Raw genomic sequence first — 24,791 nt, 5'->3', positions numbered from 1 at the left:
GTCCGGTTCGGTGCTTTGGGCCGTCTGCCCGGTCGCTCGGGTCGCTGTGGCCGCTTCGGTCGCTGCTGCCGAGAGGACGTCGAGCATTGTTCGAACCTGGGTCGCTTGAGTCGCTTCGGTCGCTCGCAACCCGGTCGGGATGTACGTTTTTCGCCCGGTTCAGGGGATATGGAGGACGGGTGAAGTGCTTACGCCGTAAGCACTCGGTCGCTCGACGGCCCTCCCGGAGCCTCGTGAGTCGCTCGACGGGAGCGACCGAAGCGACCCACTTCCGCACATCATCGAACAAACGCCGGCGGCCGACCCCGGCCGTTCCCCTCGTGAGCCCTGTGTACACGGAAAGCCCCTTCCCCCACGCCTTTCGTCACTGACGGTGACCATCGTGCGTGAGGGAAGGGGCCGCCCACCATCCCTCGAACGGGTGAGCCCATGGTCGCCTCAGTCGTCCTCGGGATCCACCCATCCGGCCCGCACCCGCTCGACCGCCTCCCGGTGCCGTCGCTCCGGCGAGGAATCGGAACTCTCATCAGGAGCCGAACCGGAATCAAATGAGAGGAGGTACCACTCGTCGGCGTCGGTGTACTGGATCAGGTGTGCGACTTGCCCCCGGGGGGAGCGGACCGTGCGCACCGTCACGTCCCCGGTGATCACTCCGACCTCCTCGGTCATCGCCCCGCCCGGGCCGGCCACCAGTCGGTCCTCCGCGACCGTCTCGCCCTCGGGCCCGGCCGTCGCCCCGTCCCCGCTCACGAGGCCCCGCACGTGTCGAGCATGTCGGTCAGGGTCTTCCTCTCCGTCTCCGTCACCGTCAGCTCGTACGCCGACTTCACGCGGGTCCAGGCCCGCCCGTACACGCACCAGGCGTCCCGGCTCGGCGGCTGCCACTGGTCGGGGGTCTGGTCCCCCTTGGAGCGGTTGGTCTTGGCCGAGACCGCGAGCAGCTGGGGATTGGTCAGATCGTTGGCGAACGCCTTGCGGCGGCTGTCGTCCCACTTGTCGGCGCCCGCCCGCCACGCGGCGGCCAACGGCACCATGTGGTCGATGTCGAGCTTCCCGGCCTCGGTGATCGTCTGCCCGTCGTAGAGGCTGACCCAGGTCCCGGACACGGCCCGGCAGTCGGCGTCGTTGCGCACGTCCTTGCCGTCCCGCTTCAGCACCGTCTCCCGGGTGTCGCACTTGGCGCCCTGTTCCGCCCAGTGCGGGAACCGGGCCCTGCTGTACCCGGCCATGCTCCGCGGCTCCGCGACCGTGAGCGCCGCGAGTTGGGTGCGGGCCACCTTGGCGGAGACCATGCCGGGCAGGAGTTCCGCCGCCGCCGGTTTGCCGTCCGATCCCGAACCGGAATCCGAGGACGGGTTCAAAGCGGAGGGGGATCCGACCGACGGGGATCCGGGTGACGAGGCGCTGGGGGAGGGGGAGTTCGCGCCCTTCGCGTCCCCGTCGCCCCGCCCCGCCGAGGTGTCGGAGCCGCAGCCCGTCACCGCGAGCAGCACCCCCACCGCCAACGCCGTTCCCCACGCCCGTGTTCGACGTTCCATGAAGCGCATCCCGTCCTTTTGCCCCGCAGGACATTCGCATTTGATCCGGTTTCTCCCCGGTTGCCGCCGCAAGGCTACCCACGAGCCAGGGGGTTCAGGCCGGCGACAGGCGTGATCACGCCGTGTGGTCTTCGTCTCTCCCGAACGTCAGCGGGCATGCGCGGACGGCCTGTTCGGGGTGTGCGCGGGTGCGTGATACTTGCCGGGGTGGCATCGGGAGCGGCGGGCAGGACGGAGACAGACGGTGAGCGGCGCGCGTGAACGGTGGACCGCGCTGCTGGAGATCCTCGGCGAGCGCGGGACGCTCGGGGTCACCGAGGCCGCGGAGCGGCTGGGGTGTTCGGCGGCGACCGTGCGCCGCGACATGGACGAGCTGGCCGGCCAGAACCTCCTGACCCGGACGCGCGGAGGTGCCGTCCACTCCGCCGTCGCCTACGACCTGCCGTTGCGCTACAAGGTGTCCCGGCGGGCCGACGAGAAGCTGCGGATCGCCCGCGCCGCCGCCGGCCTCGTCCCGCCGGGCGCCTCGGTCGGGCTCAACGGGGGCACCACCACCTCGGAGGTGGCCCGAGAGCTCGCGGCCCGGGCCCAACCCGCCATGGACGCCCGCGAGTGGGGGCTGACGGTCGTCACCAACGCGATCAACATCGCCAACGAACTCGTCGTCCGCCCCCACGTGAAGACCGTCGTGACCGGCGGCGTCGCCCGCCCGCACTCCTATGAGCTGACGGGACCGCAGGCCGACGAGGTGTTGCGCACCCTGGCCCTCGACTTCGTCTTCCTCGGTGTGGACGCCCTCGACCCCCGGTTCGGCGCCGCGACCCACGACGAGGGCGAGGCACGCACCAACCGGGTGCTCGCGGAACGGGCCGAGACCGTCGTCGTGGTCGCCGACTCCTCGAAGCTCGGCCGCCGCGCCTTCGCCGTGGTCTGCGACACGGCCGCCGTCCACGCCCTGATCACCGATCGCGGCGCGGATCCCGGGCTCGTGGCGGCCTTCGAGGAGGCCGGCGTCGCGGTCACCCTCGTGTGAACGGGCGCCTCACGCGGGCGCTTCGCACGGGCGGTCAGACGGACGGCGCGGCCGGCTGGTCGACGAGCGCCTCCGTGCCCGGCTTCACGCCCCACGCGTACACGCGGTCGCCGATGCCGATCAGGTTCCACAGCTGCTTGGCGTCCGCGAGGCGCACGTTGACGCAGCCCGCCGAGCCCCCGCCCTCGTACAGGTCGTCGTAGCGCCCGTGGATGGCCTGTCCGCCGCTGAAGTACTGGGAGTACGGCATGGGGGCGTTGTTGTACAGCTCCGAGTGCTCGTCGAGGACGCGGCGTTCGATGCGGTGCCAGCCCGTGCGGGTCTCCTGACCGTCCCGGCCCGTCCGCGCGGGGACCGGCCCGTAGAGCAGCTTGCCGTCCCGCTGGACCCACAGGAGTTGACGCGCGAGGTCGACGCAGGTCACCCGGTAGCTCCGGGTCGGGCAGCCCGCGCGACCGGCCGGGGACGCGGCCGCTTCGAGGACCTCGGTCCGGCGGAAGGTCTCCAGGTCGGCGTAGCCGTCACGGCGCTTGACCTGGTGCAGAACCTGGAAGGCGCGGATGGCACGGCAGTCCTCCTCGGACTGCCGGCCGTCCTCGGTCAGTCCCAGGTGGTGTTCCAACTGTCGCTGGTAGGGCCCGGTGTCGGCGGTGCAGGGACTGGTGTCCGGGACGGGCGCGGGCTCGAAGGGCAGTGCCTCCACCGGCGCGGGCCCGTCGCTCGGCGGGCCCGGCGGTGCGGGATCGGCGGCGGCCGACCCACCCGTGGGCAGGGCCAGGGCGCTGAGCACCAGGCCGGTGAGCAGCGCCCCGGGCAGGCGCCGTCGGGCCCGACGCCGGGGCGGGCCCGGTCGCGAACCGGTGTGCGCGGCGAGCACACGGGGGCGGCCGGCGTGGGGGGCGGCGGCGAGGCCGGGGACGGGGGACGTGCCGGGGTCGGTGGGGCGGATGGGCACGGCGGACCTCCGAACGGCCGGCTCGCGTGACACGGCCGGCGGATGGCGGGGGGTTCCCGGAGGAGTTCCGGGCTCCCACCGTGCCGGTCCCGTGTGCGCGCGGCGCGCGCTGGGCGCACTGATTGGGGCGCCGGGGTGAAAGGTCGCTCCGAACCGGTGAATCCGCGCCGTGCGCCCGAAACGCGCCCCGTGCGAGCTCGCGCCGGTGGTGCGGTCAGTCCCCGGCGGTGGCCGCCGCGACGCTCGGCCGCAGGTGCAGTACGCCGTCCGTGCCGGTGAGGGCGAGCAGCCTGCGGATCTGGGGCTGGGGGTCCACGATCCGGAACCGGGTCCGGTGGTGCATGCGCAGCAGGAGGTTGAGGAACGAGGAGTCGCCGAACGGGATGCCCGAGGCGTCCAGCACCACGACCCCGTCCGGTCCCGCCGAGTCGACCTCCCGGGCGGCCGCCGCCAGCGCTTCCTCCACCGGGTCGAGCCGGTCCTGGTCCAGCTCTCCATGGGCCGTGACCACCCGGGCCGCCCCGTGCGCGGAGACCTCCACGACGGGGGCGCGCCGGCGGGTCGGTGCCGCGTCTCCGGGGCGGAACGGGGCGGGGGAGGGGTCGGTCATGAGCCGGGGGCCTTTCGCAGGTGCGGGGATGCGGGCGGGGCGGAGGTCGGGGGTGGGGCGGGGGTCGGCCAGGCGACCGTGGCGTCGATGCGCTTGCCGTCCGGGTCGCGGTGCACCCGGACGGATTCCGTCAGGTTCAGGACCAGTGGCCAGCCGAAACCGCCCGGTTGCGAGGCCGGGCTGCCCGTGACGACGGGCGGGTTCGGATCGTGGTCGGAGACGGTCACGGTGACGCGGGGGCCGTGCCGCGCGAGCTCGAAGGAGCGGACTCCGCCCGCGTGCCGTCGGGCATTGGTGATCAACTCGGTCACGACGAGCAGCAGCGACTCCGCCGCCCGCCCGTCGGGCAGTCCCTCACCCGCGACGAAGGCCCGGGTGAGGTCGCGGCCGCTCGCGGCGGTGAACCCCTCGGACGGTTCGGTCGCGGGAAGGTCCGACGTTTCCTCCCCCATGTCTCCCTCGCTGGTCTCGTGCCCGCGGTCACGGGTCGCCGATTCACCCTACGCCCTGACCTCGGGCCGGGCGCCGAGGAGATGCGCTCCCGCGCCGTGTGTAAACATGGGATGTTCCCATGTTTGACCGTCGAGAGAACGGACACCCGAAGCGATGCCGCTGCGCCCAGCAGGCCGGACGGGCCTGGTCGACCAGGTGATCGCCCAGATGGAAGCCCTGATCGCCGGCGGGGAGTGGCCGCTGGGCCACCGCATCCCGGCCGAGCCCGAGCTCGTCGACAGCCTCGGCGTCGGCCGCAACACCGTGCGCGAGGCCGTGCGGGCCCTGGTCCACGGCGGACTGCTGGCCCCGCGTCGCGGCGACGGCACCTACGTGTCGGCCACCAGCGACCTCGCCGCCGCCCTCACCCGCCGGGTCCGTCGTTCCCCGGCGGAGGAGTCCTTCGAGGTCCGCGCCGTCCTCGAACGCGACGCGGCCCGGCTCGCGGCGCTCCGGCGCACGGACGCCGAACTCGCCGGCCTGCGTGCCCTGCTCGCCGAGCGCCGCACGACCTGGGAGGCGGGGGACACGCCCGGATTCCTCGACGCCGACGCCCGGTTCCACCGCGCGGTGGTCCTCGCCGCGCACAACACCGTCCTCGCCGATCTGCACGAGCACCTCGCGCCCGAGGTCCGGGCCGGTGTCGCGGCGATCGTCGACTCCGAGGCGGCGGACGCGGTCCGGCACCAGTTCGCGGGGCACGAGGCCATCGTCGACGCGATCGCGGCGGGGGACGCGGACGCCGCCGAGCGGGCCGCGTCCGGCCATCTGGCGGAGGCGCTCTCGGCGCTGAGCCGGCAGGCGCTCGTGACCGGGGCCGGGGTCGGGACCCGGGCGGGGGAGGAGGCGTGAGCGACGCGTCGACCCCCGTGCCCGCGCCCGTCCGGGCCGCGGCACCGATCGGCCCCGCCGCCTCCGGCGGTCCCGAGCGACCCGTGGGCCTCGCCCGGCGGGCCGGGTACCTCGCCGTCGGGATCGTGCTGCTGGCGCTGAACCTGCGGCCCGCCCTGGTCGCCGTCTCCCCGTTGGTGCCCACGATCCGGGCCGAGAGCGGCATGTCGGCGGCCGGCGCGAGCCTGCTCACCGCCCTGCCCCTGCTCTGCTTCGGCCTGTTGGCGCCGGTGGCCCCCGCGCTGGGCCGCAGATGGGGCATCGAACGGACCCTGTTGGCGACGATGGTGGCGGTCTGCGCGGGCACGGTGCTGCGGATTGTGCCGGGCACGGCGCCGCTGTTCGCCGGGACCGTGGTCGCCGGCGCGGGCATAGCCGTGGCCAACGTGCTGTTGCCCGGTCTGATCAAGCGGGACTTCCCGACCCGCGTGAACCTCATGACGAGCCTGTACTCGATGGCCCTGTTCGGCGGTGCGGCCCTGGCCGCCGGGGTCACGCTGCCCGTGCGGCGGGCCGCGGATCTGAGCTGGCAGGCGACGCTCTCGTGCTGGGGTGTGCTCGCGGCCGTCGCCGTGGTGGTGTGGCTGCCGGTGGCGGTGTCCCGCCGGCGGGAGGGGCCGGCGACGGCCGCCGGGACCACGCCGGTGCGCGGACTGTGGCGTTCCGCCGTGGCCTGGCAGGTCACCGCGTTCATGGGCCTGCAGTCGCTGGCCTACTACGCGGCGGCGGCCTGGCTGCCGACGCTGTTGCAGGACGCCGGGATGTCGGGCGCCGAGGCGGGATGGATGCTGTCCTTCTCCTCCCTGCTCGGCATCACCGGATCCTTCGTGACCCCGCTGCTGGTCGGCCGGCGACTGGGCACGGGGACACTGTCGGTGCTCGCGGCCGTGCTCTGCGGGATCGGGCTGACCGGGTTGATCGTGGCGCCGGCGGCCGGCGCGTACGCGTGGATGACGCTGCTGGGCCTGGGGCAGGGCGCGGCGATCAGCCTGGCCCTGCTGTTCATCCTGCACCGCTCGCCGGACACCCGGCACGCCGCCCAACTCTCCGGGATGGCGCAGTGCCTGGGGTACGTGCTGGCCGCGGGCGGGCCCGCCGTGCTGGGGCTCGTGCACGACCTCGCGCGGGGGTGGGCGCTGCCGATCGGCGTGCTGCTGGTGCTGTTGGTTCCGCAACTCGCGGCCGGTCTGGCGGCCTCCCGGCCGCGGACGGTGCGGGGCCGGGAGCGCTGAGCGCGGGCCGGGCCGGCTCCGCCGTCGGAGCGGTCGAACGCACTGGCTAGTGTTCGGTCGTGCGCGTATTGCTGGTGGAGGACGACGAGCCCGTGGCCGAGTCGTTGCGGCGGGGGCTGATCCGGTACGGATTCACGGTCGAGTGGGTGACCACGGGGGGTGCGGCGCTCGCCGTGGCCTCGCCGTACGACCTGGTGCTGCTCGACCTCGGGCTGCCCGACACCGACGGGCTCGACGTGTGTCGGGCGCTGCGCGGTCGGGGGGACGTGCCGATCATCGTGATCAGCGCGCGCAGCGACGAGACGGACCGGGTGGTGGGCCTGGAGATCGGCGCGGACGACTACGTGTCGAAACCGTTCGGGGTGCGCGAGGTCATCGCCCGGATCCGGGCCGTGATGCGGCGGGTGCGGGCGCCGCTGCGCGCCGTCGACCCGGGCCCGGAGCGGTACGGCGACCGCCTGGTCGTGGACCGCAAGGCCGCCCGGGTGTGGGTGGACGGGGCCGAGGTGGCGTTGACGCCGAAGGAGTACGACCTGCTCGCCTTCCTCACGGAGGAGCCGGGGGCCCTGATGTCCCGGGAGCAGATCATGGAGGCGGTCTGGGACGCGAACTGGTTCGGGCCGACGAAGACCCTGGACGTGCACGTGGGGGCGCTGCGCCGCAAGCTCGTCGGTGCCGTGGCCATCGAGGCGGTGCGCGGGGTGGGTTTCCGGCTGGTGCCGGTGACGGAGGAGGGAACGGGGCCGGGGGAGGGGCCCGGCCCTGACGCGGGTGGCCCGGGTCCGGGCCCGGTCGTGGTGTCGCCGTGATCCGTCGCCTGATCCTCAGCTACGTGGCCCTCGTCGGCGTGGCCCTCGCCGCCTTCACCGTGCCCGTCGCCTTCACTCTGACCGCGCAGTTGCGCGAGGACACCGAGGAGTCGGTGCGGCGGGAGGCCACGACGATGGCGCTGCTGCTGGGCGACGGGGACGCGCCGTCCCGGTTCGCGCTCGCCCGGGTGGTCGCCGCGTACGCCGACGAGACCCCGGGCACAGTGGAGGTGGTCGCGGCCGAGGGGCGGACGCTGCCGGCGACGCCCGCGCTGCCGGGTCCGTCGGGCGGCCAGGTGGGCGGGGCCGGGGCGGACGACCACGACGCGGCCTTCGAGGCCGCGTTGCGCTCCGGGCGCACCACGGCGGACTGGGGCTCGCGGTTCGTGTGGGGGCCGGAGTTGGTCGTGACGGTGCCGGCGCACGCCCGGGACACCGCCGAGCGCCCCGTGGTGGGTGCGGTCCGCATCCGCTACGCGACCTCGGACCTCACCGACCGGCTCTGGCGGATCTGGGGGTTCCGGGCCGTGCTCGCGGTCGGCGTGCTGGCGATCGCGGCGGGCCTGGGCGCGATCGTGGCCCGGCTGCTCACCAAACCGTTGCGGCAGCTCAACGCGATGGCCAGCCGGTTCAGCGACGGGGACCTGACGGCGCGTTCCCCCGTCACCGGACCTCGGGAGACCCGGACCCTGGCGCGGACCCTCAACCAGGGCGCCGAACGCTTGGACACCCTGCTCGCCTCGCAGCGGATCTTCATCGCCGACGCCTCCCACCAACTGCGCACCCCGCTGACGGCGTTGCGGCTCTCCCTGGACAACGTGGCCGACGGGGTCGACGACCCGTGGGTGGTCGAGGACGTGGACCTGGCCATCGCCGAGGTGGTCCGGATGAACCGGCTCGTCAACGGGCTGCTCGTGCTCGCGCGCGCGGAGGCCAAACCGGCCGCGCCGGAGCCGGTGGCGCTGGCCCGGGCGGTGTCCGAACGGCTCGGGGTCTGGCGCCCGGCGGCCGAGGAACGGGGGGTGCGGATCGTGTGGGAGGAGGGCTCGGCCCCGGCGGACCGGCTCCGGGTCCTGGCCGGTTCCGGGCATTTGGAGCAGGTCCTCGACAACGTCCTGTCGAACGCCCTGGAGGTCTCGCCGGACCGCGCGGTGATCACGGTCCGGACCGACACCTGCGTGACGGCCGGGGAGGACACGGTGCTGGTGGAGGTCGCGGACCGGGGGCCGGGGCTGCCGGAGGCCGATCGGGCCCGCGCCTTCGACCGCTTCTGGCGGGGTCAGGGCCTGACCGGACGAGCGGGCTCCGGTCTGGGCCTGGCCGTCGTCCACCGACTGGTCACGGACGACGGCGGCACGGTGACCCTGGAGCCCCGCGCCGACGGCCGGTCCGGGCTGTGCGTGCGGATCGTGCTGCGTGCGGCCCCGGCGGCCCGGACCGAGGCCCGGGCCGGGACGTGGATCAGCCCTCGGCCGGCAGCACCGAGGAGTGGTGGCTGAGGATCTTCCAGACCCCGTCGCGCTTCTCGTACACGTAGGTGTAGCGGGCGTCGACCGGCTTGGTCACGCCGGTCTTGGGGTCGGTGAGGTGGAAGCGGTACACGCCGCTGTCCACGGCCGAGTTCTCGTCGAGCACGTTGACCACGGAGGTCAGCTTCTCGCTGCGGGGCTTCTTGGCGAGGAAGTGCTCGAAGTAGTCGACGATGCCGTCGTGGTCGGTGCGTATCCGGGCGGAGGCGGTGGGCAGCAGGACCGCGTCCCGGGCGTAACGGGCGGCGACGACCTCGGGGTCGCCGGTGCGCAGGGCCCTGTTCCAGCCGTCGAAGAGGGCCGTGATCTCGCGGGTGCTCGGCTTGGCGGCGGGCCTGGAGGGGGCGTGCCGCTCGGCGGCGCGCTCGGTGCCCCGGTCGTCGGCGCGGGCGACGCCGAGGGAGAGGCCGGTGCCGGCGGCCACGGCGAGGGCGGTGCCGACGGCGATGCCGGCGCGGCGGGCACGGCGAGGGCTCTCGGGCCGGGCGGGGCGGGTGGGCTGCATCGGGGGACTCCCAAGGTCGACGGGGGCGGGGACGGGGCGGGCGTGTCCTCGTGCCGTCCACTCTGCTCGGCGCTCGTGCAACGCCCGTACAAGGGAGGTGTGGCGGTGGGCCAAGGAGGGTGAGGGAACGTCAAAGAAGCGGCGGTGGGCGTCGGGTGCGGGTGGGCTTCGGGTGACGCGGTGTGTGGCGGGGAGCGACCGTCGGTCGCTGCGAGCACCCAACAGACCGCGTTTTCGGCGGGGTTATGGGCGTTTTGGGGTTGTTTGGGGAGTGGTCGAAGCGACGGAAGCGACTCAAGTCCGAGCATGCGACGAGCGCTCGGCCCGTACGGTCCCCTCGCCGCGTTCGGTCGGTGGGTGCTTACGCCGTAAGCACCCACCGGGCCGATCATCCGATCATCGGCCCGGTCGGAGGTCGGGAGGTCAAGGGACGTCACGGGCGTTCTCGCGCGACCACCGCCCGGGCAGGGCACGGCGCCGCGCCCACGAGCGCGATCCGGAGGCCGCCGCCGCGTTCGTCCGCGCACCCGCCTCGCCGGCGACAGGAGTTCCGCCCGGGCTCGGGACCGCGAGGCTCTCCCGGGCCCCGTCCGGAGCGACCACCCGCGCCGGAACCCCGTCCCCGCCCTCGTCCCCGCCCTCGTCCTCCTCCGCCGTCAGCCAGTACAGACCCGACAGCCGCCCCTTCACCACGACCGCCCGGCCCAGGTCACGAGAGGGTTCCCCCCAACCTCAACAGCGCCGCCGCGACACACCCGTCGTCCACACCGGTCACCAGCACGTGCCGAGGCCCGGCCCCCGGGACCGCACCGGCCACCGGCCCGGTCCCCGGACCGTGCGCCAGGGCCAACGCGATCTGGAGGGCCGCCGCCGCCGCGCCCGCGTCCCCGAACAGCTCCCCGGCCCGCGGCAGCCGCTCCAGCACCGGCTCCGCGAACATCCCGCCCAGCACCGCCTCCTCCGCCGGGTCCAGGCCCGACGGCGCCACCGCCCACACCTCCTCGGCGCCGAGCCCGGCCTCGTCGAGCGCCCGGGCCACGGCCATTCCCAGCGCCTCGCGCGGGGAGATGCCCCTCGTGGGAACGGCCGTCCGCGCGTGCAGTCCGGGCACCGTCGCGCACACCGCGACCGGCTCCCGACCCGGCGACGGGGCGAGCAACCCGGCCAGGGTGACGCGGAACACGGCCGCGCCCTCCGCCAACGGGGCACGGGCGGGAGCGTCCGCACCGTCCTCCGCGTGCGCCCGCCGCTCCAACCACGAACGCGCCGGCCCGCTCTCCTCGGCGGCCCCGCACACCACGGCGCTCGCCCGCCCCGCCCGCAACATCCGACGCGCGCGCACCAGACCGAGCAGCGCGGAGATCCGACCGCCCGCCAGCGCGACGTAGGGTCCCGTCATCCGGGTCCGGCCCGAGCCCGGGCGCGCGGGCGTGCCTCCCGTGCTGGTGCCCAGGACGAAGCCGAGACGGGCCTCGGACGAGCACCCGCCGGAGCAGAGGCCCGAGGACCCGAGCGGAGCGGACCGTTCCAGGGCGCTCGCCACGGCCGTCCCGGCCAGGGCCGCTGTGCGGGCCCGGTCCCGGGCGCCCGAACCGCCGGGGCCGCGCGGGGAGTCGAAACCGGGCACCCGACCTCCGACCGCGAAGGACACCGGCCCCCCGGGCGCGGGCAGCAGCACCCGGCGCTCCCGGACGCCCGCGGTGAACTGCTCGGTCCGGGACCCGTAGGGCGAGAGCGCGGACCAGGCGGTGACCACGAGGGAATCGGGGGCGGTCATCGGACGGCCCCCTTCGGCCGGCGTGGCAGCGGGGGCCGCCCGGCGTCGCCCGACGCGACCCACAAGGGGGCACGCGGCCCGCTCTCGCCCGGGAGGTCGGCCGTATCGGCGGCCCGGTGACGGGCGAGGAGGACCCGGGCGACGACGCCCAGCGCTCCCGAGGCCCCGGCCCCGGACCTGAGCTCCGACTCCGGGACGGCGGCCGGGGCCCTGTGCGGCGCACCGCGGCGCGCGCCGTCGGGCCGTGCCACGGGGGACACGCGGTCGACGGGTACGTCCGCGTGGGCGGACGCGGCCCGCCGGAACGACACGTTCCCGGCCCCGTCCCCGGCCTCGTCCCCGTCCCCGGCCTCGTCCCCGCCGCCGGTCCCGTCCGGCAGGACCTCGACGTGCACGCGTGCCCCGCGCGTCGACGCCGACTCCAGGCTCTCCAGGATCAGCACCCCGGCACCCTCGCCGGGCAGGATCCCGATGCCGCCGTCGGCCGCGTCCGCGCCCCCGCACACCGCGAGCCCCACGTCCCCGCACCGGATCGCGTCCAGACCGTCGCAGAGAGCCGGGCCCCGGGGGGCCGGGCCCGCGTCCAGGGTGTACACCTCGGCGTCGGCGAGGGCGAGTTCACGGGCGACGGCCGCGCCCAGTCGGGCGCTCGGGAGTCGGCGGGCGAGCCGCGCCGGCACCGCCTCGGGGCCGCCGGCGCGGTGCAGCAGGTCGACGCGCTGCCGGTCGACGGCCTCGCCGGTGGTGGTGTCGACGGAGACCAGGGTCCGGGTCGCCGCGAGCGACGCCGGGCCGAGGCCCGCGTCGTCGGCGGCCAGTCGGGCGGCCACCGCGGCGAAGCGGGCGGCACGACCGTACGCACGCGGCTCGATGTGGTGGAGGATTTCGTCGGGATCCGTCGACGGCCCGGCCGACGGACGGACGCCGGCGTGGGCGGGGGCGCCGAACAGGGCCTCGGCGAAGGCGCCCACCCCCGTCCCGACCGCCGACACCACCCCGATGCCGGTGATGACGACGCGCCGCCGAGGGGCCTCCTCGGGCCGGTGGGCTTCGTGCTGCGATCCCGCGCTCGACTGGCGCGGGACATGGGGGAGTTCGCCGGACACGCAGGCCCCGTTCGAAGGTCGACGGTGGATTTCGGCCTGAACTGTAGGGGCGTGGCGCATCGGGAACGCTCGCGGTGACTGCTCGCACGCAAGATCCACAGGGTGCGGCCCGGGTCAAGAGCGCAGGTGGGCCGTGGTGCGGGGCGGGCGTTACGGGCGTTGGACCGAACGGGATTCACCCACAGCGGTGGAATCCGGCCGGCAGGTGCAGTAGGCGGTGGGCTCGGGGGCCGGCGCCGGACGTGGCGGTGACACGCGTCCACCGGTTCAACGCCTGTTCCCCGTGAAGGTTTCCCTCCTCGACCGGACCGCTTGTTGAACGTGATGAAAACGCCCGCGCGCGGGAGCCGCGCGCGGGCCGGGGCTCACTCCATGACGAACCGGCTCTGCTCACGCCACCAGGCCACCAGCTCGGCGGGGGCCTTCTCCGGCGAGCCCGCGTCGTAGGGCGGCTGCGGGTCGTACTCGGTGAGCAACTGGATGGACCGGGCGGCCTCGTCCCCGGCGATCCGACCCGCCAGGGCCAGCCCCATGTCGATGCCCGAGGAGACACCGGCGGCGGTGACGTACTTGCCGTCGAAGACCACCCGCTCCCCGGTTGGCTCGGCCCCGAACCGGGGGAGCTGCTCCAGGGCCAGCCAGTGCGAGGTGGCCCGCCGACCGCGCAGCAGCCCCGCCGCCGCCAGCAGGAGGGAGCCGGTGCACACGGACGTGGTCCACGTGCTGCCCGCGTCGATCGCGCGCAGCCACGCGAGCAGCCGCTCGTCCTCCATCAGGGCGCTCTGCCCGGGGCCGCCCGGCACCAGCAGCACGTCCGCGTGGTCGATCTCGTCCAGTCCGGCCTGGGCGACGAGCGACAGCTGACCGGAGTCGTTGGCCACGGGGCCGGGCCGCTCGGCCACGAACACGGTCTCGGCGCCCGGGACCCGGCCCAGGGTGTCGAACGGGCCGATGGCGTCGAGCGAGGTGAAACGGTCGTAGAGCAGGATCGCGATGCGCATGTCGTCCTCCGGGACGTTCGGGGGCGCCGGTGGCGCCCGACGGGATGCAGATGCCGCTTCAGAAGGTCAGAAGGTCAGAGGGTCAGGGGCTCAGGGGTTCGGGCTCGGGGGCGGTGGCCGGCCGGGGGCGGGTGCCGAACCGGAGCCGGTACTCGGTCGGTGGCTGCCCGAGCGCCCGCAGGAACGCCCGACGCAGGGCCTCGGGGGTGCGGTAGCCGCAGCGGCGGGAGATCTCGGCCACCCCCTGGCCGGTCTCCTCCAGCAGCCGGCGGGCGTGCTCGACCCGGACCCGCTCCACGTACCGGCCGGGGGTCACCCCCGTCTCCGCGCGGAACGCGCGGGCGAACTGCCGGGGCGAGAGGGAGGCGCGCGCGGCCAGGGACTCGACGCCGAGATCGGCGTCCGGGCGTTCGTCGATCCACCGCTGCACCTCGCGCAGCGGTTCGCGGTGCGCGGTCTGCGCGGCCAGGTGCGCGCTGAACTGGGCCTGATTGCCGGGGCGGCGCAGGAACACGACGAGGTGTCGGGCGATGGTCAGGGCCACCTCCCGGCCGTGGTCCTCCTCCACCAGCGCCAGGGCCAGGTCGATGCCCGCCGTCACCCCCGCGCTCGTGGAGATCCGCCCGTCCCGGACGTGGATGGGGTTCGGGTCCACCCGCACGGCGGGGTGCTCCCGGGCCAGCGTCTCGCAGGCGTTCCAGTGGGTGGTGGCCCGCCGGCCGTCCAGGAGGCCGGCGCGCGCGAGCAGCAGGGCGCCCGTGCAGACCGCCGCGATCCGCGCGGCCGGCGCGGTCCGTTCGCGCAACCAGTCGGTCAGCCGCGGTTCGAAATCTGCGTCGTACCGGCCTCCGGGGACGAGCACGGTCGTCCCCGGGCCCGGCCGTGCGGATTCGAGGGGACCCTCGGGCACGAGGGTCAGCCCACTGGAGGTGCGCACGGGGACCCCGCCCGGGGAGACGGTCCGGATCCGGTAGGGGCGCGGGGCCTCGGGGCCGGCCGGCCAGTGGCTCGCGGCCGCGAACACCTCGACCGGGCCGGTCACGTCCAGGCTCTGCACCCCGTCGTAGAGGAGCACCAGCACGTCGCGGGAAGTCATGCTCCCATCGTCGACGTGCTCCCGGGTGTCCGCAATGACGTGCTTCCCTCCTATCCGGACACCGGGGCTGCTGCCCGTCCGGCCGATGGATAGGGTGAACGCGCAGGTGGGCGGGGTGTCCGGGGGCGACAGGGAGTCGGTCGGGTCGCCCACCGCGGATCAAGGGGGCTTTCGCCGTGTCACCTCATCTCCTCATGCTCACCCTGCTCTCCGTGCTGCTGCTGCCCATCGCGGCCCTGCTGTTCGCGGGTCGGCTGCCGGGGCCGGCGCGGGGCCGTCCGGCGGCCGCCCGACGCTACGGCACGGGTGTGCTGCTGTGTTGGTGCGCCGCCGCCGTCAACGCCGTGACCGGCGCGGTCGGGGTCTCGACCACGGCCCGGATGGTGGCCACGGGCGTGGGCGCGGTGTTCATGGCCGGCTCGTTCACGATGATGTTCCTGGGGGCCCGGGCCCTGGGGCGGGAGAACCGGCGCGGGCGGAGCGCCTGACCGCCGGCCGTGGCCCTCGTGTCCCGGGCTCGATCGGCCCCGGGGGCCCGTAGCCTGGCGCTGCCCCGCCCAGCGGCGTCGACGACGCGAGCGGACGGGGCCGGGGGACGAGGGAGGCGAGGACGGTGCGCGAGGTGACGGTACGGCCCATGGGCGAGGTCATGGCGAGTCGGAGCCTGACGGCCGAACGGGGGCCGGACGGGCCCGTGTTCCCGATCGCCCTCGAACTGGGCAGGCCGCGACCGGCGGAGGACGGCGAGAGCTGGGTGTGCCCGTGCCGGATCGCCGGCCTGGGCGACGAACCGGTCCGCGAGGTGCACGGGGTGGACGGGATCCAGGCCGTGGACCTCGCGGGCCGGCTGGTGCGCGATCTGCTGGTGGGCGCGGCCCGGGAGCAGGGGCTCACGTTCCGTTGGGGCGAGGAGACGGGGCTGGACGCCACGGACGTCGTGGTCTGAGCCCCGGTCCCGCCGGGCCGGTCAGGGGCAGCGTTCGTCGGCCTTGACCACGGACAGCAGGATCGTGGAGGACACCGGCACGTTGGCCCCGGCCCCGGGGTTCTGCGCGCAGACCCGCCAACCGGCGGCCGGGGTGCGCTGCCGGTCCCGGCCGAGGGCGTCCTCGCTGATCGGGGCGGACAGGCCGGCGGCACGGGCCCGTGCGTCGGCGGAGTGCAGGCCGGTGCCGAGGAGGTCGGGCACGACGACCCGGCCGTCGACGGGAGCCGCCGGGACGGGCGCGGCTTCGAGACGTCCGGCCAGGGCCGGGTTGCAGGCGGTCAGCCCGAGGGCCAGGGCGAGGGTGGACAGGGCGGCGAGGGCGCCGGTGACGGCGCGGTGACGGGTGCGCATGCCGTCATCGTCCGTGCGGCGCCGGGCCGTTGTCCCGGCCCGTGACGAGCCTGTGACGGGCCCGGGGCCGGGCCGGCACGAGGCCCGTCCCACCCGCCCCACCGGTCCCCAAGGCCCCTGACCCGGGCCGCGATCCTGCGCAGGGGCGGGACCGGGATCAGGTGCGGGTGACCGTGCCGCAGCCTTCCGTGTCCCCGCCGGTCTCCGGTATCGCGGTGCGCCGGTCGTAGGGGTCGATCGCCGGACCGCGACCGGTCGGGCCGGAGCCGGGATCGGCGGGGCCGAAGCGCGGGTTCAGCCAGCCCACGGGCCCGTCCCCGCAGCCGCCGTTGGAGATGTGCACGGAGCGGGAGGTGAGGGCGAAGGTGTCGGGTGCCGCCGACGCCGTCTCGGGGTTCTCCCACAGCATCACGAGTTCGCGCCGGACGATCGTGCGCTCGACGGGACCGTCGCCGGAGCCCCCGGACCGGGCGCCCGCGTCGGCGGGGGCGACGGGGTAGACGAACGTGACGTCCGCCGTGACCTCCACGCCGCCGCCCTGCCCCTCCCGGAAGGTCAGTTCGCCGCGGGTCTTGACCACGCTGCCGACCAGGGACACCCGGGCCGGGTCGAAGCGGCTGAACAGGGTCAGCGGGTCGTTCCGTTCGGTCGGCGCGCGCAGGGCCTCGCTCAGCGTGGCGCGCAGGTCCCCCTGGCGGGGGTCGATCCGGGCCAGAGCCTCGGCGGGCCGCTCGCCCCGCAACGCCCCCGGGTCCAGACCGGTGTCCGCCGTGAACTCCCGTGACACGTCCAGGGCGTGGGCCACCTGTTCGGCGTCCATCCACCCGGTGGCCCGAGCCGGCGGCACCACGATGCCGGCCGCGCCGTCCTCCCACGCGGCGGCCGGGGAACCCGCGAACGGATCCTGTCGGGTGGGGCGCGTGGCGTCGGGATCCGAGCCGGGGCGCGGCGTGCCCGTCGGGCCGGCGGCCGACGTGCCGCCGGTGGCGTCGGCGAACAGGTCCACGACCTTCCCGGGGGCCAGGGCCACGATCAACAGGGCGATCGACAGCGCGAAGCCCACCACGTACCAGCCGCCCCGCCGTCGCCCACCCCGCCCGCGCCGGCTCCCGGCGGGTTCGTGCGTGCGCCACCCGGGCGGCGGCCCGGGGTTCTCGCGCAGCCGCCGGGTCACCTCCCGGGCCCGCGCCGAAGGCTCCTTCGGCGCGTCCGCGACCCCGGCCTCGGATTCCCTCAGGAACCGCTCCCACGTGTCGTCCTTCTCGGCGCTCACGCCGTCACCCCCCGTGTGTGCGAATGATCTCCGGCATGTTTGCACGCGCCACCGACAACGGGCCGCGCGGGGTCCCGAGGCGGCGCCGAAGGTCCGGAAAACGGCCGGCCCCCGTCCGGGGCCCTCGCGCAGACTGGCCGGATGATCACCGACAACACCGGCGACCTCGACGGGGAGGCGTTCAAACGCGACCTCGCCGTCTACGTCCAGGACGCCCGCGACGTACTGCTGTGGAAACTCGACGGACTCGACGAGTACGACGTGCGCCGTCCCCTGACCCCCAGCGGAACCAACCTCCTCGGCCTGGTCAAGCACGTGACGGCCGCCGAGATCCTCTACCTCGGCGAGGCGTTCGGCCGCCCCTTCCCCGCCCCCGGCCTGTGGATCACGGGGGACGCCGAACCCGACTCCGACCTGTGGGCCACGCCCGGGGAGAGCCGCGAGGAGATCGTGGACCGCTACCGGGCCGTCTGGGCGCACTCGGACGCGACGATCGCCGGCCACTCCCTGCACACGACCGTCGAGATTCCCTTCGGCGACCGCGCCCGGCAGAGCCTGCACCGGATCCTCGTGCACCTGATCGCCGAGACCCACCGACACGCCGGTCACGCCGACGTGGTCCGCGAACTCGTCGACGGGACCGCCGGGTTGCGGGCGGGGGCCCGGGCCGTGGCCCCGGGGGACGCGGCCGTGCGGGCCGCGCACCGAGCCCGGGTCGAGGAGGCTGCGCGCGCCGCCGGGCAGGGCCGGCCGGCGCCGGGCGGCGCGGGCTCCCGGGCGCGGTGAGCCGGCGCGGGGGAGCGGTCGGCACCGGGGTGCGGTCGTCGCGCGCGCCCCTCGCCGGCCCCCGCACCACCCTTCCTCACCCGTTCGGGCGAACCGGCGGGACCGGGGCCGAGCGGGGGACGTTGAACCGGAGCCGGCCGCGCCCGTGCGTCGCGCGGCCGGCGCCGTCGTCCCGTGGAGGAGAACCCGTGCCCCGTACCAACGTCCCCGCCCGTACCGGCCGCCGTGCCGTGTCCCGTCGCGCCCTGTCCTTCGCGGCGGTGGGCGTCGCGGCCGCCGCGAGCTGCCTCGGTCTGGCCGCCGCCGGCGCCGCCGCCGCCGACACCATCGGGGTGGCCGAGATCAGCGAGGTCACCTTCCCGGCCGCCGGCGGGGTGCTGCTCGGCTACACCCTCCACCCGCACTCGGTGCCCACCGGGGACGGGTTCACCGTCAACGCCCCGCTGACCGACGGGATCGTGATCCCCGGGCCGCGCCGCTGATCAGGGCACGCGGGCGGTCCACTCGGGAGTGGCGAACTTCGTGCGGGCCAACTCCTCCGCCCGCGCCAGCTCGGCGGGAGAGACCACCCCGTCGGTGAGGCCGTACCGGCCCCGGAACGAGTCGATCATGCGGCCGATGACCGCCTCCCGCGCCATGCCCGTCTGCCGGCGCAACGGGTCCACCCGCTTCTTCGCGCTCTTGGTGCCCTTGTCGGAGAGCTTCTCCCGACCGATCCGGAGCACCTCCAGCATCTTGTCCGCGTCGATGTCGTACGCCATCGTCACGTGGTGCAGCACCGCCCCCGAGCCGGGCCCGTCCGCCCCCACGATCCGCTTCTGGGCCGCGCCCGCGATCTTGCCCGCCTCCGTGGCGATGTCGTTCAGCGGCTGGTACCAGGCCCTGACGCCCATCTCCGCCAGCGCCCCGAGGACCCAGTCGTCGAGGTAGGCGTAGGAATCGGCGAACGACAGGCCGGAGACCAGGGATTCGGGGACGGAGAGGGAATAGGTGATCGTGTTGCCCGGTTCGATGAACATGGCTCCGCCGCCGGAGATCCGCCGGACCACCGTCATGCCGTGCCGGGCCGCGGCCTCGGGGTCCACCTCGTTGCGCAGGGACTGGAAGCTGCCGATGACCACGGCCGGCGCCCCCCACTCCCACACCCGCAGGGTCGGCGGCCGGCGGCCCGCCGCCACCTCGGCCGTGATGACCTCGTCCAGGGCCATGTGCAGGGCCGGGTCCTGCGGACCGGAGTGGATCAACTGCCAGTCGTGCGCCGCCCACTCGGTCGCCTGGGCCAGTGCCCGGCGGACCGCGATCGCGATCCCCTCGCAGGTCACGCCGAACATCTGGGTGCCCTCGGGCAGGGCGGCGGCGATCCGTGCCGCGAGCGCCGCCGCGTCGGTGTCGGAGGCGAGGCCCTCCAGGGCGGCGTCGATCGCGCCGAGCGCCTCGTCGGGTTCGAGGAAGAAGTCCCCGGCCACGCGCACCCCGCGCAGGACCCCGTCCTCGGACTCCAGATCCACGACGACGAGTTTTCCGCCGGGTACCTTGTACTCACCGTGCACCGGGACGCCTCTCCATGATGACCGGCTTCGCCGGAATTGTTCTTTTGGACCCCCACGCTAACCGAGCCGGGCCCGGGCACGTGAACCGGCCGGAGCCGCCCCGGGACGGGGTCCGGCGCTCAGTGCGGGAACCGGCGCGGCGGCCGGCTCACCACCTCGTCGCGGAACTCCGCGATCCGCGAGTGCACCTGCCGCATCAACTCGGTCTCCTCGATCCGGTCCAGGTACAGGCAGCGGGCCGCGAGGGCGTCCAGCTCGAACGCGAAGTACAGGGACATCAGCGGGTTCACGAACAGCTCCCCGTCCTTCGTCCGCTCGGTGAACCCCACGTCGCCGAACTCCCCGCGCACGGCCGCCGCGATCGACCCGTTGACGATGCTCGGCCGCTCCGGGGTCTGCGCCTGCGCGTGGGCCACCGCGTCCACGTACAGGGCGCCCTCGCGGCTCGCCCGCGACAGGGAGAACGCCCCCAGGTAGCCGCCCGCGCGCTCCAGGGCCGCGATGTTCTCCAACACCTGCACGTGGTTGACCCCGTGGTAGGCGTCCACGCCGAAGCCCACGCAGGTCACCAACCGGACCGGGACCCCGGTCAACGGGGCCAGGGCGGCCACGCTGGTCAGGTCCTCCTCCGGGGTGCCGAGCCCGGCCTCGTCGCCCCGCATGAGGATGTCCGTGCCCCCGTCCACCAGCACCACGGCGTCGATCCCGTGCCGCTCCAGCAGCGCCCGGTACGCCGCGCGCAGCGGGCGGACGCCGACCTGCGGGAAGGCGTGGACGACCGGCGGCAGTCCGTGGATCCGCAGCCACCGGGCCAGGGCCCGCTCGGGGAAGTAGCCCTGGTGCGGCGCCGAATCGGGGGTGACGACGGCCACGTCGGGGGCGAGCCAGTCCTCGGCGGGCAGGCCGGCCAGGGAGGTGAAGGACAGGTTCGCGAGGTGCACCTCCTTGCCCTGAGCCCACAGGGACAGGGCGAGCGGCAGCCCCACGTACACGTCGAACCCGCCGCCCGCGCCCGCGATCAGCACACGTTCCGAGGTCGCCAGTCGCTCGAAGAGGGGATTGGTGTGAAGAGCTGTCATGCGGATGATTCTCCCGGTCGGCGAGCGCCGGGCATCCGAATTCCCGCGCCGCGTACTTCCCGGGCCCGCGTGGTTCTCAGACCGCGTACCGGGCCAAGGGCTCGACCACGACCGGATCGAGCACCAGTCGCGGGGGCTCGTCGGTCGACGCGGCGTGCCCGCAGGGCTCGACGGTGACACTGATCGGACCGGAACCGCGATCCCGCCACAGCACACGCGTCGCCGGCGTGCCACAGACGGGGCAGGAGGGCAGGGGGAGATGGGGTGTCGTCACGGTCGTCACTCCAGGAACGTTCGCGCCGACCCCGACTCTGCCACGCGCCGGCCCCGCACACCAGGGTCGACGGGGACGGGCGCGCGGCACCGGCCCGGCCCGCCGACCGATCCCCCCGCCTTCGTCCCGTTCCCTCCCGAGCGGTACCCCGGCCCCCGACCGCCGGCCGGTTCCGAACGCCCGCGCGAAGCCCGTTCGGCGGCGAACGGACTCGAACGGGAAGGGCGCGGATTCGGCGGGGCGGGGGACGGAGGTCCCCTGATCGAGGGAAGCCGGGCCCCGAAGCCGGGGCGAGCGGGCCCCGGGTGCCGAAGGGACGGTGAGGGTCCGAAGCGGTCGGGCCCCGGACCACGTGGCGAACGGCGCGCTGACGACGCGGGCCGCACCGCCCCGGATTTCGTGGAGGCAATCATGTCCCGTGTCCTGAAGAGCGCCGGTCTCGCGCTGGCCGTCGGCATGGCCCTGGTCGGCGGCGCCTCGGTCGCCTCGGCCGACGCCGGCGCCGAGGGCATCGCGGCGCACTCGCCGGGCGTGGCCTCCGGCAACCTGATCCAGATCCCGGTGCACGTGCCGATCAACGTCTGCGGCAACTCCGTGAACGTCATCGGCGCGCTGAACCCGGCCTTCGGCAACACCTGCGTCAACGCCTGACGCGTCGACCCCGTCGCCCCGTGCGCGGGGCGGTGAGCGATCGGGGCCGATCGGAACGGGGAGACCCGCGCCGATCGGCCCCGGCGCGTTCCCGCCCGGACCCGCCGGGTGGGCGCGGGGCCACGGCCTCCTACCCTGACGGCCATGGACTCCCACGCGCACACGCAGCAGGGCGATCACGCCGAGCGGGCGGTCGACGCCCCCGAAACGGCGGCCGGGACGCCCGAAGCCCGACGGATCACGGTGGTCACCGGGGGCAGCCGGGGCATCGGGGCGGCCATCTGCCGCCGGCTCGCCGCCGAGGGCCACGACCTCGTGATCGGCTACCACACCGACGCCGAGGCGGCCGACGCGGTCGCCGCCCAGGTCCGGGCCATCGGCCGGATCGCGCTCCCCGTCGCGGTGGACACCGCCGACCCGGTCGCCGTCGACGCCCTCTTCGACGCGGCCGCCGGCCTCGGACCCGTCACGGGACTCGTCAACAACGCCGGCATGGGCGCCCCCACCGGACCCCTCGCCGACGCCGATCCGGCCGGGCTGAGCCGGGCCCTCGACGTCAACGTGCTCGGCTACCTGCTGTGCGCGCGACGGGCCGTGCGGGACATGACGCGCACCGGCGGCGGGGCCGTCGTGAACATCTCCTCCGCCGCCGCCGGCCTCGGCGCCCCCGGCCAGTACGTGCACTACGCCGCCGCGAAGGCCGCCGTGGACAGCTTCACGGTCGGGCTCGCCAAGGAGGTCGGCCCGCTGGGCATCCGCGTCAACTGCGTCTCCCCCGGCACGATCTGGACGGAGTTCCACGAGGACCCGAACCGGCCGGCGCAGGTGGCGAAGGTGATTCCCATGGGGCGCGCGGGGCACCCGGAGGAGATCTCGGGGGCGGTGGCCTGGCTGCTGTCCCCGGACGCCTCGTACGCCAGCGGGGCCGTGCTCAAGATCTCCGGGGGGCTGTGACCGGGCCCGGGGACGGGTCGCGAAGCGCGCCGACGGAGGAGCGTTCCCGCAGGTCGGGGGCAGGTTTCGGGGCGTCGGGTGCGCCCGCCGTGCTCGGGATTGCCGAGATCCTCCGCACGGCGGGCGCGACACCCCGGGCCACGTCCTGGGGACGGGGACCGGGGGACGGGAGGGTGCCGCTCACACCCGTCCGTACCCTTACTTCGGCGCCGACGGGCCGATGGATGTGGTCGACCCCGTGATTCACCCGTTCGGCCGAGTTCAGGCCGGCCGGTGAACTGATCGTTTCGTGTGACCACGCGCCGGGCAGGTACGGCTCGGCACGCGCTCGGGTGCCGCGGCAAGGGGTCGCGGAACGGGCGGGCGTCGGCGACATCGCACGAGTGGGACGGGACACGACATGGCCACAGGAATCGTGAAGTGGTTCAACGCGGAGAAGGGCTTCGGCTTCATCGCGCAGGAGAACGGACCCGACGTGTTCGTCCACTTCTCCGCGATCCAGACCGAGGGATACCGCTCGCTGGAGGAGAACCAGCGGGTCGAGTTCGAGGTGGCGCAGGGTCCCAAGGGCCCGCAGGCCGAGCAGGTCCGCCCGCTCTGACCTCGACCGCCCGAGGGCCTCGAGGTCCCGGCGCGACGCCCTGAGACGGTGCGCGCCGGCGGGTGGCCCCGGGCGCACGGCACGACCGACGGCCCCGGCCCGCGTCCGCGCGGTGCCGGGGCCCTCGTGCGTCCGCCGCCCCGGCGCCCCCGTCACCCGGACGGCCGCGCGCGGGCCCCGGCGTCCACCGGAGGGCGGAACGCCGGCCACCGTCGGCGTGCGCTCGGACGCGGGGGGTGATCGCCTGGGACCGTGCGGTCGCCCCGACCGGGACGGCCGCGGCGAGACGACGCGAAGGACGAGGAACGCCGATGCACGGCACACACGGGCACCAGAGCACGCCGGTTCGGTCCCCCGGCGCCCCCGGCCGCACCACCCCGCGCGCCGCCGTCGCCGCCCGGACCGCGGGACGGGCCGGCCTCGCGCTGCTGCCGGCCGTCGCCGCGTTCGCCTCGGTGCTCGCCGGGGCCGCGCCCGCCGCGGCCGGCGACTCCGACCGGCTGGAGCTCCACCCGCGCACCGCCACCCCCGGCAGCCACGTCACGGCCGTCACCACCGCGTGCGGCCGCGACGGACACGGCACGGGCGACGCCAACAGCATGCGCGGCGGTGGGGACTTCCCGATGCGCCGGGGCGAGCGACACGGGGAGCACGAGGGGCGGGAGGGACACGACCGGCGCGAGGGGCACGAGGGGCTCACGGGCCGGTTCCAGGTGCCGCACGGCACCCGCGAGGGCACCTACCGGATCAGTGTGAGCTGCGAGAACGGCCGTTGGGTGGAGAGCGAGCTGCGGGTCGCGCACCACCCCACCGGTCCCGTGCACACCGGCGCGGGCGGCGCCGCCGGCACGGACACCGCGCAACTGGCCGCCGGCATCGGGGTGCTGGGCGCGGCCGGTTTCGGCGCGCTGTGGCTGCGGCGCCGGGCGGGGGCCCGGTAGCGGCGGGGCTCCGGGGGCGGGGCGGTGGCGGCGCGCGGGGGCCCGGCGGCGGGGCGCGGCGGGCTGCGCTTCCTGCTGGGGCTCGCCGCGCTGTACGGGCTCGCCCAGGTCAACCTGGCCTGCGGCGGGTTGATTCCCGGGACCTCGACCACACCGGGGGTGACGGCGGGCGGCAGCGTGCGGGTGCCCCGGGTGTTCTTCGACCAGGCGCCCGCCCTGGCCCCCGCGCGACCGGAGCGGGTGCTGATCCCCGCGATCGGGGTGGACGCGCCGTTGACGGGACTGGGGATCAGCGCCGACGGCACCCTCCAGACCCTGCCCTCGGACCGCGCCGAACTGGCCGGGTGGTGGGAGGGCGGGCCGGCCCCGGGGGCCAAGGGCTCGGCGGTGATCGCGGGGCACGTGGACACCGACAGCGGGCGCGGGGTCTTCCACGGGCTGGCCAACCTCACCCGGGGGCAGACCGTCCGGGTGCGTCGGGTCGACGGGCGGACCGCCGTGTTCACGGTGGACGCCGTGACCGTCCACGACCGGGACAAGCTGCCGGAGGACGAGCTGTACGGGCGGACCCGGGGCGCGGAGCTGCGGCTGATCACGTGCGCGGGACGCTACGACCCGAAGACGGGCTACTCCTCGAACATCGTCGTCCACGCGCACCTGACGGGCACGGAGGGCGGGGGCGGGGGCGGGAGCGGGGCGGGCGGACGGTCGTAGCATGGCCCGGTGGTGCGGCGGCGGGCGCCGGACGCGAGACGAGGACGGGAGCGCG

Annotated in this window: 29 protein-coding genes; 14 read left to right on the top strand and 15 right to left on the bottom strand. The window is 75.3% G+C overall.

The genetic code is table 11. The features are described 5' to 3' along the window. Positions 1 to 438: 438 nt before the first annotated feature. Both ACN20G_RS31930 and ACN20G_RS31925 read right to left on the bottom strand, forming a co-directional pair. Complete coding sequence (locus ACN20G_RS31930) at positions 439 to 762, bottom strand: hypothetical protein (protein ID WP_424216731.1); 324 nt, start codon at positions 760 to 762, stop codon at positions 439 to 441. Then, positions 747 to 1,538 carry an HNH endonuclease family protein gene (locus ACN20G_RS31925; RefSeq protein WP_424216730.1) on the bottom strand — a complete coding sequence of 264 codons (792 nt, stop codon included), beginning with the start codon at positions 1,536 to 1,538 and terminating at the stop codon, positions 747 to 749. The genes ACN20G_RS31930 and ACN20G_RS31925 overlap by 16 nt, the downstream gene beginning before the upstream one ends. 244 nt (positions 1,539 to 1,782) lie before the next feature. Between ACN20G_RS31925 and ACN20G_RS31920 the strand changes: the two genes are divergently transcribed. After that, positions 1,783 to 2,571, top strand: coding sequence for a DeoR/GlpR family DNA-binding transcription regulator (locus tag ACN20G_RS31920; protein ID WP_424216729.1), 789 nt, complete (start codon positions 1,783 to 1,785; stop codon positions 2,569 to 2,571). Between the two features lie 34 nt (positions 2,572 to 2,605). Here the strand turns inward: ACN20G_RS31920 and ACN20G_RS31915 are convergent, their stop codons facing one another. From ACN20G_RS31915 to ACN20G_RS31905, 3 genes are all read right to left on the bottom strand, one after another. Further along, positions 2,606 to 3,526 (bottom strand): L,D-transpeptidase, encoded by a 921-nt coding sequence (locus ACN20G_RS31915; RefSeq protein WP_424216728.1) that lies wholly within the window; start codon positions 3,524 to 3,526, stop codon positions 2,606 to 2,608. Positions 3,527 to 3,740: 214 nt separating this feature from the next. Then, positions 3,741 to 4,136, bottom strand: a complete 396-nt coding sequence (locus ACN20G_RS31910; RefSeq protein ID WP_424216727.1) for an STAS domain-containing protein — start codon at positions 4,134 to 4,136, stop codon at positions 3,741 to 3,743. Continuing rightward, on the bottom strand, positions 4,133 to 4,588 hold the full coding sequence (locus ACN20G_RS31905) for an ATP-binding protein (protein WP_424216726.1): 456 nt from the start codon (positions 4,586 to 4,588) through the stop codon (positions 4,133 to 4,135). Before ACN20G_RS31905 ends, ACN20G_RS31910 begins: the two co-directional genes overlap by 4 nt. A 154-nt stretch (positions 4,589 to 4,742) precedes the next feature. Between ACN20G_RS31905 and ACN20G_RS31900 the strand changes: the two genes are divergently transcribed. The 4 genes from ACN20G_RS31900 to ACN20G_RS31885 are packed head-to-tail and all read left to right on the top strand — an operon-like array spanning position 4,743 to position 9,059. Further along, positions 4,743 to 5,480, top strand: a complete 738-nt coding sequence (locus ACN20G_RS31900; protein ID WP_424216725.1) for a FadR/GntR family transcriptional regulator — start codon at positions 4,743 to 4,745, stop codon at positions 5,478 to 5,480. Next, the gene (locus ACN20G_RS31895) at positions 5,477 to 6,751 is read left to right on the top strand and encodes a CynX/NimT family MFS transporter (protein WP_424216724.1); all 1,275 of its coding nucleotides are present in this window, start codon (positions 5,477 to 5,479) and stop codon (positions 6,749 to 6,751) included. Before ACN20G_RS31900 ends, ACN20G_RS31895 begins: the two co-directional genes overlap by 4 nt. Before the next feature lie 59 nt (positions 6,752 to 6,810). Next, complete coding sequence (locus ACN20G_RS31890) at positions 6,811 to 7,560, top strand: response regulator transcription factor (RefSeq protein WP_424216723.1); 750 nt, start codon at positions 6,811 to 6,813, stop codon at positions 7,558 to 7,560. Next, the gene (locus ACN20G_RS31885) at positions 7,557 to 9,059 is read left to right on the top strand and encodes an ATP-binding protein (protein WP_424216722.1); all 1,503 of its coding nucleotides are present in this window, start codon (positions 7,557 to 7,559) and stop codon (positions 9,057 to 9,059) included. The genes ACN20G_RS31890 and ACN20G_RS31885 overlap by 4 nt, the downstream gene beginning before the upstream one ends. On the opposite strand, the gene ACN20G_RS31880 is transcribed toward ACN20G_RS31885, so the two are convergent. From ACN20G_RS31880 to ACN20G_RS31860, 5 genes are all read right to left on the bottom strand, one after another. Then, positions 9,022 to 9,594, bottom strand: coding sequence for an SgcJ/EcaC family oxidoreductase (locus ACN20G_RS31880; RefSeq protein ID WP_424216721.1), 573 nt, complete (start codon positions 9,592 to 9,594; stop codon positions 9,022 to 9,024). The genes ACN20G_RS31885 and ACN20G_RS31880 overlap by 38 nt on opposite strands. 709 nt (positions 9,595 to 10,303) lie before the next feature. Next, on the bottom strand, positions 10,304 to 11,371 hold the full coding sequence (locus ACN20G_RS31875; RefSeq protein ID WP_424216720.1) for a hypothetical protein: 1,068 nt from the start codon (positions 11,369 to 11,371) through the stop codon (positions 10,304 to 10,306). Then, the gene (locus tag ACN20G_RS31870; protein ID WP_424216719.1) at positions 11,368 to 12,477 is read right to left on the bottom strand and encodes a hypothetical protein; all 1,110 of its coding nucleotides are present in this window, start codon (positions 12,475 to 12,477) and stop codon (positions 11,368 to 11,370) included. The genes ACN20G_RS31875 and ACN20G_RS31870 overlap by 4 nt, the downstream gene beginning before the upstream one ends. Before the next feature lie 365 nt (positions 12,478 to 12,842). Next, positions 12,843 to 13,478, bottom strand: coding sequence for a DJ-1/PfpI family protein (locus tag ACN20G_RS31865; RefSeq protein ID WP_424216718.1), 636 nt, complete (start codon positions 13,476 to 13,478; stop codon positions 12,843 to 12,845). Positions 13,479 to 13,560: 82 nt separating this feature from the next. Beyond that, positions 13,561 to 14,574 carry a GlxA family transcriptional regulator gene (locus ACN20G_RS31860; RefSeq protein ID WP_424216717.1) on the bottom strand — a complete coding sequence of 338 codons (1,014 nt, stop codon included), beginning with the start codon at positions 14,572 to 14,574 and terminating at the stop codon, positions 13,561 to 13,563. Positions 14,575 to 14,750: 176 nt separating this feature from the next. On the opposite strand from ACN20G_RS31860, the gene ACN20G_RS31855 reads away from it, so the two are divergent. Next, positions 14,751 to 15,062 (top strand): hypothetical protein, encoded by a 312-nt coding sequence (locus ACN20G_RS31855; RefSeq protein ID WP_424216716.1) that lies wholly within the window; start codon positions 14,751 to 14,753, stop codon positions 15,060 to 15,062. A 134-nt stretch (positions 15,063 to 15,196) separates the two neighbouring features. Next, positions 15,197 to 15,520 carry a DUF6968 family protein gene (locus ACN20G_RS31850; protein ID WP_424216715.1) on the top strand — a complete coding sequence of 108 codons (324 nt, stop codon included), beginning with the start codon at positions 15,197 to 15,199 and terminating at the stop codon, positions 15,518 to 15,520. Between the two features lie 21 nt (positions 15,521 to 15,541). On the opposite strand, the gene ACN20G_RS31845 is transcribed toward ACN20G_RS31850, so the two are convergent. Then, positions 15,542 to 15,913 carry a PASTA domain-containing protein gene (locus ACN20G_RS31845; RefSeq protein ID WP_424216714.1) on the bottom strand — a complete coding sequence of 124 codons (372 nt, stop codon included), beginning with the start codon at positions 15,911 to 15,913 and terminating at the stop codon, positions 15,542 to 15,544. 157 nt (positions 15,914 to 16,070) lie between these two features. Then, positions 16,071 to 17,186: a hypothetical protein gene (locus tag ACN20G_RS31840; RefSeq protein ID WP_424216713.1), complete on the bottom strand. Its 1,116-nt coding sequence runs from the start codon at positions 17,184 to 17,186 to the stop codon at positions 16,071 to 16,073. 141 nt (positions 17,187 to 17,327) lie between these two features. Here ACN20G_RS31840 and ACN20G_RS31835 point away from each other — a divergent pair, with 141 nt between their 5' ends. Continuing rightward, positions 17,328 to 17,972: a DinB family protein gene (locus ACN20G_RS31835; protein WP_424216712.1), complete on the top strand. Its 645-nt coding sequence runs from the start codon at positions 17,328 to 17,330 to the stop codon at positions 17,970 to 17,972. 188 nt (positions 17,973 to 18,160) lie between these two features. Continuing rightward, complete coding sequence (locus tag ACN20G_RS31830) at positions 18,161 to 18,454, top strand: hypothetical protein (protein ID WP_424216711.1); 294 nt, start codon at positions 18,161 to 18,163, stop codon at positions 18,452 to 18,454. Here the strand turns inward: ACN20G_RS31830 and ACN20G_RS31825 are convergent, their stop codons facing one another. The 3 genes from ACN20G_RS31825 to ACN20G_RS31815 form a co-directional block, all read right to left on the bottom strand. Further along, positions 18,455 to 19,522 carry a lipoate--protein ligase family protein gene (locus ACN20G_RS31825; RefSeq protein WP_424216710.1) on the bottom strand — a complete coding sequence of 356 codons (1,068 nt, stop codon included), beginning with the start codon at positions 19,520 to 19,522 and terminating at the stop codon, positions 18,455 to 18,457. 119 nt (positions 19,523 to 19,641) lie between these two features. Continuing rightward, positions 19,642 to 20,601, bottom strand: coding sequence for a DUF1152 domain-containing protein (locus tag ACN20G_RS31820; protein ID WP_424216709.1), 960 nt, complete (start codon positions 20,599 to 20,601; stop codon positions 19,642 to 19,644). 76 nt (positions 20,602 to 20,677) lie between these two features. Next, entirely contained in the window at positions 20,678 to 20,875 is a 198-nt protein-coding gene (locus ACN20G_RS31815; RefSeq protein WP_424216708.1) for a hypothetical protein, read from the bottom strand. 411 nt (positions 20,876 to 21,286) lie between these two features. Between ACN20G_RS31815 and ACN20G_RS31810 the strand changes: the two genes are divergently transcribed. The 5 genes from ACN20G_RS31810 (at position 21,287) to ACN20G_RS31790 (ending at position 24,736) form a co-directional block, all read left to right on the top strand. Beyond that, positions 21,287 to 21,526, top strand: coding sequence for a chaplin (locus tag ACN20G_RS31810; RefSeq protein WP_424216707.1), 240 nt, complete (start codon positions 21,287 to 21,289; stop codon positions 21,524 to 21,526). A gap of 243 nt (positions 21,527 to 21,769) precedes the next feature. Then, complete coding sequence (locus ACN20G_RS31805) at positions 21,770 to 22,480, top strand: SDR family NAD(P)-dependent oxidoreductase (protein ID WP_424217410.1); 711 nt, start codon at positions 21,770 to 21,772, stop codon at positions 22,478 to 22,480. Between the two features lie 400 nt (positions 22,481 to 22,880). Beyond that, positions 22,881 to 23,081: a cold-shock protein gene (locus ACN20G_RS31800; protein WP_424216706.1), complete on the top strand. Its 201-nt coding sequence runs from the start codon at positions 22,881 to 22,883 to the stop codon at positions 23,079 to 23,081. Positions 23,082 to 23,392: 311 nt separating this feature from the next. Continuing rightward, complete coding sequence (locus tag ACN20G_RS31795) at positions 23,393 to 24,022, top strand: hypothetical protein (RefSeq protein ID WP_424216705.1); 630 nt, start codon at positions 23,393 to 23,395, stop codon at positions 24,020 to 24,022. A gap of 24 nt (positions 24,023 to 24,046) precedes the next feature. After that, positions 24,047 to 24,736 (top strand): class F sortase, encoded by a 690-nt coding sequence (locus ACN20G_RS31790; protein WP_424216704.1) that lies wholly within the window; start codon positions 24,047 to 24,049, stop codon positions 24,734 to 24,736. The last annotated feature ends 55 nt before the right edge of the window (positions 24,737 to 24,791 follow it).

It is taken from the genome of Streptomyces dryopteridis, from assembly GCF_049606955.1.
In the GTDB taxonomy this organism is placed as follows: domain Bacteria; phylum Actinomycetota; class Actinomycetes; order Streptomycetales; family Streptomycetaceae; genus Streptomyces.
Note: the sequence above shows the minus strand (reverse complement) of the source record. Positions and strands in the feature narration are given on the sequence as shown.

Excerpts from the sequence above, each read along its gene's own strand:
- ACN20G_RS31925 (WP_424216730.1), bottom strand. The coding sequence starts at position 1,538 with ATGGAACGTCGAACACGGGCGTGGGGAACGGCGTTGGCGGTGGGGGTG.
- ACN20G_RS31880 (WP_424216721.1), bottom strand. The coding sequence starts at position 9,594 with ATGCAGCCCACCCGCCCCGCCCGGCCCGAGAGCCCTCGCCGTGCCCGC.
- ACN20G_RS31810 (WP_424216707.1), top strand. The coding sequence starts at position 21,287 with ATGTCCCGTGTCCTGAAGAGCGCCGGTCTCGCGCTGGCCGTCGGCATG.
- ACN20G_RS31900 (WP_424216725.1), top strand. The coding sequence starts at position 4,743 with ATGCCGCTGCGCCCAGCAGGCCGGACGGGCCTGGTCGACCAGGTGATC.
- ACN20G_RS31820 (WP_424216709.1), bottom strand. The coding sequence starts at position 20,601 with ATGACAGCTCTTCACACCAATCCCCTCTTCGAGCGACTGGCGACCTCG.
- ACN20G_RS31875 (WP_424216720.1), bottom strand. The coding sequence starts at position 11,371 with ATGACCGCCCCCGATTCCCTCGTGGTCACCGCCTGGTCCGCGCTCTCG.
- ACN20G_RS31905 (WP_424216726.1), bottom strand. The coding sequence starts at position 4,588 with ATGGGGGAGGAAACGTCGGACCTTCCCGCGACCGAACCGTCCGAGGGG.
- ACN20G_RS31835 (WP_424216712.1), top strand. The coding sequence starts at position 17,328 with ATGATCACCGACAACACCGGCGACCTCGACGGGGAGGCGTTCAAACGC.
- ACN20G_RS31795 (WP_424216705.1), top strand. The coding sequence starts at position 23,393 with ATGCACGGCACACACGGGCACCAGAGCACGCCGGTTCGGTCCCCCGGC.
- ACN20G_RS31800 (WP_424216706.1), top strand. The coding sequence starts at position 22,881 with ATGGCCACAGGAATCGTGAAGTGGTTCAACGCGGAGAAGGGCTTCGGC.
- ACN20G_RS31860 (WP_424216717.1), bottom strand. The coding sequence starts at position 14,574 with ATGACTTCCCGCGACGTGCTGGTGCTCCTCTACGACGGGGTGCAGAGC.
- ACN20G_RS31865 (WP_424216718.1), bottom strand. The coding sequence starts at position 13,478 with ATGCGCATCGCGATCCTGCTCTACGACCGTTTCACCTCGCTCGACGCC.
- ACN20G_RS31910 (WP_424216727.1), bottom strand. The coding sequence starts at position 4,136 with ATGACCGACCCCTCCCCCGCCCCGTTCCGCCCCGGAGACGCGGCACCG.
- ACN20G_RS31845 (WP_424216714.1), bottom strand. The coding sequence starts at position 15,913 with ATGCGCACCCGTCACCGCGCCGTCACCGGCGCCCTCGCCGCCCTGTCC.